At 71.4% G+C, this 3,670-nt stretch carries 2 protein-coding genes; both read left to right on the top strand.

Annotated elements, in window-relative coordinates; translation table 11 throughout:
• Positions 1–699 (top strand): recombinase RecA (gene recA / locus ACE3Q3_RS21840; protein WP_374449530.1); only part of this gene is annotated, 699 nt, incomplete at its 5' end.
• A 172-nt stretch (positions 700–871) separates the two neighbouring features.
• A complete protein-coding gene (gene alaS / locus ACE3Q3_RS21835) occupies positions 872–3,517 on the top strand; it encodes an alanine--tRNA ligase (RefSeq protein WP_374449529.1) in 2,646 nt (881 codons plus the stop codon).
• Positions 3,518–3,670 lie beyond the last annotated feature (153 nt).

Raw genomic sequence — 3,670 nt, 5'->3', positions numbered from 1 at the left:
CTGCTGATCTCCCAGCCCGACGCCGGCGAGCAGGCGCTGGAGATCGCCGACACCCTGGTCCGGTCCGGTGCCATCGACGTGCTGGTGGTCGACAGCGTCGCCGCGCTCGTGCCGCGGGCCGAACTCGAGGGCGAGATGGGCGACAGCCATGTCGGCCTGCACGCCCGCCTGATGAGCCAGGCGCTGCGCAAGCTGACCGGCTCGATCGCCAAGTCGCGCTGCCTCGTCATCTTCATCAACCAGATCCGCCTCAAGATCGGCGTCATGTTCGGCAGCCCGGAGACGACGACCGGCGGCAACGCCCTCAAGTTCTACGCCTCGGTCCGCCTCGACATCCGCCGCATCGGCTCGATCAAGGACCGCGACCAGGTCACCGGCAACACCACCCGGGTCAAGGTCGTGAAGAACAAGATGGCGCCGCCCTTCCGCGTCGTCGAGTTCGACATCATGTATGGCGAGGGCGTGTCGAAGACGGGCGAGCTGATCGATCTCGGCGTCCAGGCCGGCGTCGTCGACAAGTCCGGCTCGTGGTTCTCCTACGACGGCCAGCGCATCGGCCAGGGGCGCGAGAACGCCAAATCCTTCCTCCGGGAGAATCCCGCCGTCGCCCAGGCGATCGAGCAGGCGATCCGGCAGAATGCCGGCCTCGTCGCCGACGCCATGATGAGCGGCGCCGGCGCCGGGGAGGCCGACGGCTAGGCCGTCCGGCGCCGCCGCCTGCCGATCGGATCGGCGAGGGCCGGGGCCGGAAAGGCCCCGGCCCTCGCCGTTTTTCGCGTTCTGGACAGGGTTTACGGCGCCCTATAGAAGGTCCGGTCCGACATCGCGCCGCCGCGGATCGTCCGGCGGCGGCAGGAGCGAGAGGCCCCGCATGACTTCGGCGAACGACATCCGCGCGCAGTTCCTCGGCTACTTCGCCAGCGAGGGCCACGAGATCGTCGCCTCGAGCCCGCTCGTGCCGCGCAACGACCCGACGCTGCTCTTCACCAATGCCGGCATGGTGCAGTTCAAGAACGTCTTCACCGGGGCCGAGAAGCGCGACTATGTCCGCGCCGCGACCTCGCAGAAGTGCGTCCGCGCCGGCGGCAAGCACAACGACCTCGAGAACGTCGGCTACACCGCCCGCCACCACACGTTCTTCGAGATGCTGGGGAACTTCTCCTTCGGCGACTATTTCAAGGAACGCGCGATCGAGCTCGCCTGGAACCTGGTGACGCGCGACTTCGGGCTCGACCGCGACCGGCTGCTCGTCACCGTCTATCACGAGGACGACGAGGCGGCCGGCCATTGGAAGCGGATCGCGGGCCTCGACGACCGGCGCATCATCCGCATCGCGACCTCGGACAATTTCTGGGCGATGGGCGATACCGGCCCCTGCGGTCCGTGCTCGGAGATCTTCTACGACCACGGGCCGTCGATCCCGGGCGGTCCGCCGGGCAGCGCGGACGCCGACGGCGACCGCTTCATCGAGATCTGGAACCTCGTCTTCATGCAGTTCGAGCAGGTGGCGCCGGACCAGCGCATCGCGCTGCCGCGCCCCTCGATCGACACCGGCATGGGTCTGGAGCGGCTCGCCGCCGTCCTCCAGGGCAAGCACGACAATTACGACATCGACCTGATGCGGTCCCTGATCCAGGCCTCGGCCGAGGCGACCGGCACCGCGCCCGACGGCCCGCACGCCGTCTCCCACCGCGTCATCGCCGACCATCTGCGTTCGACCAGCTTCCTCATCGCCGACGGCGTGCTGCCGTCGAACGAGGGCCGCGGCTACGTGCTGCGCCGGATCATGCGCCGGGCGATGCGCCATGCCCACATCCTGGGCGCGACCGAGCCCGTGGTGTGGAAGCTGGTGCCGGCGTTGATCCGCCAGATGGGCCAGGCCTATCCGGAACTGGTCCGCGCCGAGGCGCTGGTGACCGAGACGCTGCGCCTGGAGGAGACGCGCTTCAAGCAGACGCTCGACCGTGGCCTCCGCCTCCTCGACGAGGAGGTCGAGCGGCTGCCGGCGGGCAGGGGCCTGCCGGGCGAGGTCGCCTTCAAGCTCTACGACACCTACGGCTTCCCGCTCGACCTGACCCAGGACGTGCTGCGCGGCCGTGGCATCGCCGTCGACACCGCCGGCTTCGACGCGGCGATGGCGCGCCAGCGCGCCGAGGCGCGCGCGGCCTGGGCCGGTTCGGGCGAGGCGGCCGAGGGCCAGATCTGGTTCGACGTCAAGGAGCGGGTGGGGGCGACCGAGTTCCTCGGCTACGACACCGAGGCGGCCGAGGGCAAGGTCGTGGCGCTGCTCGTCGACGGGCGGGAGGTGGCGTCCGCCGATGCCGGCGCGGCCGTCTCGGTCGTCGTCAACCAGACGCCGTTCTACGCCGAGTCCGGTGGCCAGGTGGGCGACACCGGCGCCCTCTTCACCGCCGACGGGACCGAGATCGCGGTCACCGACACGGTCAAGCGGGCGGGGGCCCTCTTCGTCCATCTCGGCACCGTCGCGCGCGGCCGGATCGCGGTCGGCGACGTCGTCGAACTCCGGGTCGACGGCGAGCGCCGGGCGCGGGTGCGCGCCAACCATTCGGCGACCCATCTGCTGCACAAGGCCCTGCGCAGCCGCCTCGGCGAGCACGTCACCCAGAAGGGCTCGCTGGTGGCGCCCGACCGGCTGCGCTTCGACATCAGCCACCCCAAGCCGCTCTCGGCCGAGGATATCCAGGCCGTCGAGTCCGAGGTCAATGCCCGCATCCGCCACAATGCCGACGTCACGACCCGGCTGATGGCACCCGACGAGGCGGTGGCGGCAGGCGCCATGGCGCTCTTCGGCGAGAAGTACGGCGACGAGGTGCGCGTCGTCGCGATGGGCGGGGAGGGCTTCTCGGTCGAACTCTGCGGTGGCACCCACGTCCGCCGTGCCGGCGATATCGGGGTCTTCAAGATCGTCGGCGAGGGCGCGGTCGCGGCCGGCGTCCGCCGCATCGAGGCGGTGACCGGTGCCGGCGCGCTCGCCCATTTCGAGCGCGAGGAGGCGATCCTGCGCGAGGCCGCGGGTGCGCTCAAGGTGACGCCGGCCGAGCTGCCGGCGCGCGTCGTCGGCCTCGTCGAGGAGCGGCGTCGGCTCGAGCGCGAACTCGCCGACGCGCGTCGCCAGCTCGCTTCGGGCGGCGGCGCCGGGGCCGGGCCGGCGGTGAAGGAGGTCGCGGGGGTGCGCTATGCCGGCCGCCGGGTCGACGGGATGCCGGCGCGCGAGCTGAAGGGCCTGGCGGACGAGCTGAAGCGGCAGGTCGGCTCGGGCATCGTCGCGGTCGCCGGCGTCGACGACGGCAAGGTCTCGCTCGTGGTCGGCGTCACCGACGACCTGACGCCGCGCTTCAGCGCCGTCGATCTGGTCCGCGTCGGGGCCGAGGCGCTGGGCGGGAAGGGCGGTGGCGGCCGTCCCGACATGGCCCAGGCCGGCGGCCCCGACCCGGCCCGCGCCGAAGCCGCGCTCGCCGCCGTCGAGGCGGCGCTGTCGGGCCGGGCGGCGGCCTGATACCAAGGCCGCAGTTCAATGACTCATGGCGCCGGCCCGCGTCCGTGCGTCCCTCGACTTCGCTCGGGGTGAGGGAATTAAAAAATAAAAAAAAAGTTTGGTATAACCAGCGCAGGGGGGGGGCCCCAACGGCACGCTGAGGGGCGCCGGGAG

The organism is Allostella sp. (assembly GCF_041913585.1).
Lineage (GTDB): Bacteria > Pseudomonadota > Alphaproteobacteria > ATCC43930 > Allostellaceae > Allostella.
The sequence above is the reverse complement of the archived record's forward strand: the minus strand, read 5'-3'. Positions and strand labels throughout refer to the sequence as shown.

Excerpts from the sequence above, each read along its gene's own strand:
- alaS (WP_374449529.1), top strand. The coding sequence starts at position 872 with ATGACTTCGGCGAACGACATCCGCGCGCAGTTCCTCGGCTACTTCGCC.